Consider the following 4,199-nt stretch of genomic DNA (forward strand, 5'->3'; position numbering starts at 1 on the left):
GACTACGCGCGCATCCTCGACGCCCAGGCCGCGATCTCGGATGGAGATCGGCAGCAAATCCTCACTGCCCGGTCGACCCGCCTCCGGGTACCCCCCACCCGGCGCGACCCACCGCTGCGCGTCCTCGGCGTGCGCCCCCGGGACAGCCTGCCCCTGGCCGCTCACCCGCGCGGCGTCCTCGCGGCCGCGCTGGTACGCCTCGGCCTGACCCTTCATCGCGGGCATCTCGGATTCGAGGTTGCCGAGCCAGTTGTTCCAGCGCTGCTCCATCGGCCGGACCAGGCCACCGCCGACACCGACGACCAGGATGCCGCCGATGGTGGCGAGCACCGCGATCAGCACCGGCGTGGTCACCGAGGTGGCGACACCGATCTGGTTCAGCGCGGCGATGATGCCGATGCCCCAGATGAACACCGCGGCGATGCGCCCGAGCATCGGCCCGTAGGACATTCCGCCCAGCATGTTGGTGACCAGGTCGCTCACCGCGGTGGCGATGGCGGCCGCGATCACCACGATGATGATCGCCACGGCAGCCTTGGGCAGCCAGGCCACGATGCCGTTGAGCAGATCACTGACCGGGTTCGGGCCGAACACACCGAAACCGAGCTGCAGCGCGATCAGCAGGATCGCGTAATAGGCGAGCTTCGCCAACAGGTCGGACGCGTCGTATTTACTGCGCGACATCATCTGCTTCAGCTGACCGCGTTCGACCAGCCGATCGAAGCCGACCCGCTCTAGCACCGCGTTCACGATCTTGGCGACCACCTTCGCGATGATCCAGCCGACGATCAGGATGACGAGGAACGCGGCCGCTTTGGGAAGGAATCGCGCGACCGAACTCCAGGCGTCGGTCAAGCCCTGCTGGAAATCTATGGCCACGATGGAGGTATCCACAGTACTTCCTTTCGCTCGTTCCGGCTGCGGCCGAATAGCCGAAGCGCCTCTACAGCGGTGTTCCCCCCGAGCGCCTATTGAATCGCGAATTAGCGAAGGATTTGCTTATGCCACGTCGAGCGGCGGGTCTTGCCATTTCCACCGACCCGAGGCATGGTAAGTAAGTGGTTACTTACTCGGCCGGCCCCGCAACCTCCCGCGACCGGATCATCTCCGAGGCGCTGCGCCTGTTCGGCGAACAGGGCTTCGCCAAGACCTCGATCGCGCAGATCGAGCAGGCGGCCGGACTCTCCGGCGGCTCCGGCGCGCTCTACCGGCACTTCAAGTCCAAGGACGAACTCCTCGTGCAAGCGGTGGCCACGCGGCTCGTCGACCGCGGCGAATGGGACCGGTTCATGGCGCCGGAGTTCTCCATCGCCGCGGCGCTGGACTCGATCACCCCCGACGGCGACCTCGTGGCCAAACTCGTCGCGCTGTGCCGGATCGGCCTGACCCGTCTGGACCACGACCGCGATGTGACCCGAATCCTGCTGCGGGACAATTCGATTCCCGCCGCTCTGCTCGAGGTGTTTCGCGAGCAGGAGTACGCGGTGGTCATGGCCGCCGTCACCAAGGGCCTGCGCGAACTCGCCGGGCCACAGGCACCGACGCAGGACTGGGATGCCACGGCCGCGGTCCTCGTCGGCGCGCTCGCGCACTTCTGGATGATGCGCGACATCTTCGACGGCGGACACCCCGCCGACGTCGACACCGACCGCTATCTCATCGCGACCGCGCAGATGATCGCTGCCCGGCTCGACTGGGCGGACCCCGAGGGAGAGGACCGACGATGAACACACCCATCACCGTCATCGGAGGTGGCCTGGCCGGCCTGACCGCCGCCATCGCCGCCGCCGAGACCGGCGTGCCGGTGCGGCTGTACGACGCGCACCGGACCCTGGGCGGACGCGGACGGGCGACCCAGCCGCCGCACGTCGCCCACGAGGGCGCGCACGTGTTCTACGCCGACGGGCCGCACTACACCTGGCTGAAGGAGCGCGGCTTCGTGGCCGGGCTGGGGTGGCCGGGGCTCGGCGACGCCGTGACGCTGCGGTTCCGCACCGACGGCGGATTGCGGCGCGTCCCACCGATGGGCATGCTGCGGGCGCAGCTGCGCAAACGGCTGACGGCACCCGTCGACGTCGACTTCCACACCTGGGCCGCCGGGCGCTGGGGCGAACGCACCGCCACCCAGATGGCCAACGCGATCAACGTGGTCACCTACGACGCCGACACCGGCAGGCTGTCGGCCGCCTTCGTCTGGGAACTGTTCCAGCGGGTGTTCGGGCCGAATGTGCCCGCGGTGCGCTGGGTTCGGGGCGGCTGGCAGCGCACGATCGACCGGATGGCCGACCGCGCACGGGAACTCGGAGTCGTCATCGAGACCGGTGCGCGCGTGGACACCCTGCCGACCGACGGTCCGGTCATCGTGGCCACCGACCTGGATTCCGCGCGCCGCCTGCTCGGCGACGACTCCCTGCAGGGGACGAGCGGATTCGCCGCGCTGCTCGACATCGCGGTCCCCCGTGACCGGCGCGACCGGTTCCTCGTGTTCGACCTGGACGAGGGCGGATTCCACGAATGCTATTCCGCGCAGGACGATTCCGTCGCCCCCACGGGGGAATCGCTGTTCCAGCTGCAGATGCCGGTGCGCGTCGGCGAGTCGAGGGACGCGGCCCAGCAGCGACTCGGCCGCTTCGCCGACCTCGCCGTCCCCGACTGGCGTACCCGCGCCACCTTCCACCGCGCCTCGACCGCCAAGAAGCGCACCGGCGCGCTCGATCTGCCCGGCACGACCTGGCGGGACCGCCCCGCGGTCGATCGCGGGGACGGGGTGTACCTGGCCGGTGACATGGTCGCCGCGCCGGGTATGCGCGGCGAGATCTCCATCAACAGCGCGATCGCCGCAGCCACGGCGGCTGTCGCCACCGTGTCACCCGGCTCCCGGCCGGTGACCGAATCCGCCTAGGGGACATCGGCCGATCCGATCGGAGCGCACACCACCGGTTCGGATCGGCTCGGGCGGCGCACCGTGCCCCGGATCGTCGGCGACCGAGCCCCCGAAATTCGGTTGCGCGGCCCGCGCGCTGATTCCTAAGGTGATCCGCATGTCGTGCTGCATGTTCATCCGTCTCCGCCACGCCCGGGCTCTGGCCCGCTAGCGGACGCGGATCTCATCGTCGGCGTCCACCGGCGTGCCCAGGGCCCATCGAGCTTCATTCGACTCGATGACCCGGAAGGGCAACTGCTGTGGCGCAGGATCATTCACACAAGAACTATTCGCATACCCAGCGCAAGATCACGGGAAGCCGCGGTCCACGCACCGCGCGTGATCTGGCGCGCCGAACCCTCTCCCAGAATTTCCTGGTGGACCGGAACGCGGTCGACCTGCTGATGACCGTCGCCGATCCGGCCGGCGTCGTCCTCGAACCCGGTGCGGGCGAGGGCGTGCTGACGCGGGCGCTGGCCGAGCGCGGCGCGCGGGTCACCGCGTACGAGATCGACCCGCTGCTGGCGGCCAAGCTCTCGGCGCGGACCAGGAACGAGACCGGAATCCAGGTGGTGCGTGGCGATTTCACCAAGGCCAGGGCGCCGCGTGAACCGTTCGCGGTGGTCGGGAACATCCCGTACTCGGCCACCTCGGACATCGTCGCCTGGTGCCTGAACGCACCGGCGCTCACCTCGGCGACCCTGCTCACCCAGCGCGAGTATGCGCGCAAACGCACCGGCGACTACGGCCGCTGGAGCCTGACCACGGTGCTGCACTGGCCGTGGTTCGACTGGCATCTGCGCGGCCAGGTCCCCCGGACCAGCTTCCGTCCGGTCCCCTCGGTCGACTCCGCCGTCCTGCGGATCGACCGCCGCCCGAATCCCCTGGTCGCCCAGCGGGATTCGTACGCCGAACTGGTGCGCACCGGTTTCTCCGGCATCGGCGGCACCGTCCGCGCCTCACTGCGCACCCGCTATCAGGGTGTGGACGAGGCACTGCGCGTCGCGGGCATCACCGAGGACACCGTGGTCGCCTACGTCCACCCGGAACAGTGGGTGGACCTGCACTCGGTGCTGGTCGCGTAGCGGTCCCCGGGGGGGGGGGGGGGGGGCGGGGGGGGCCGGGCGGGCCCGCGCCCCCCGCGCGGGGGGGGGGGGGGGGGGGGGGGGGGGGGGGGGGGGGGGGGGCGGGGGCGGGGCGGGGGGAGGGGTGGGGGGGGGGGGGGGGGGGGGGGGGCGGCGCGACCGCAGGGCCGGCCCCACGCCCCCCCCCCCCG

At 70.6% G+C, this 4,199-nt stretch carries 5 protein-coding genes; 4 read left to right on the forward strand and 1 reads right to left on the reverse strand.

Features of this window, described 5'->3' with window-relative positions; translation table 11 throughout:
• A partial coding sequence (locus tag QH270_RS21910) for a mechanosensitive ion channel family protein (protein ID WP_280345561.1) occupies window positions 1–894 on the reverse strand: 894 nt, incomplete at its 3' end.
• Between the two features lie 164 nt (window positions 895–1,058).
• On the opposite strand from QH270_RS21910, the gene QH270_RS21915 reads away from it, so the two are divergent.
• The 4 genes from QH270_RS21915 to QH270_RS21930 all read left to right on the forward strand — a co-directional run.
• Complete coding sequence (locus QH270_RS21915) at window positions 1,059–1,727, forward strand: TetR/AcrR family transcriptional regulator (RefSeq protein WP_280345564.1); 669 nt, start codon at window positions 1,059–1,061, stop codon at window positions 1,725–1,727.
• Window positions 1,724–2,902, forward strand: a complete 1,179-nt coding sequence (locus QH270_RS21920) for an NAD(P)-binding protein (protein ID WP_280345566.1) — start codon at window positions 1,724–1,726, stop codon at window positions 2,900–2,902. The genes QH270_RS21915 and QH270_RS21920 overlap by 4 nt, the downstream gene beginning before the upstream one ends.
• Window positions 2,903–3,231: 329 nt before the next feature.
• Window positions 3,232–4,008, forward strand: coding sequence for an ErmE/ErmH/ErmO/ErmR family 23S rRNA (adenine(2058)-N(6))-methyltransferase (erm, locus tag QH270_RS21925; RefSeq protein ID WP_432420403.1), 777 nt, complete (start codon window positions 3,232–3,234; stop codon window positions 4,006–4,008).
• Window positions 3,975–4,199: hypothetical protein (locus QH270_RS21930; protein WP_280345571.1), on the forward strand; the 225-nt coding region annotated here is incomplete at its 3' end. The genes erm and QH270_RS21930, both read left to right, overlap by 34 nt.

This window comes from Nocardia neocaledoniensis (assembly GCF_029868625.1).
Classification (GTDB): domain Bacteria; phylum Actinomycetota; class Actinomycetes; order Mycobacteriales; family Mycobacteriaceae; genus Nocardia; species Nocardia neocaledoniensis_A.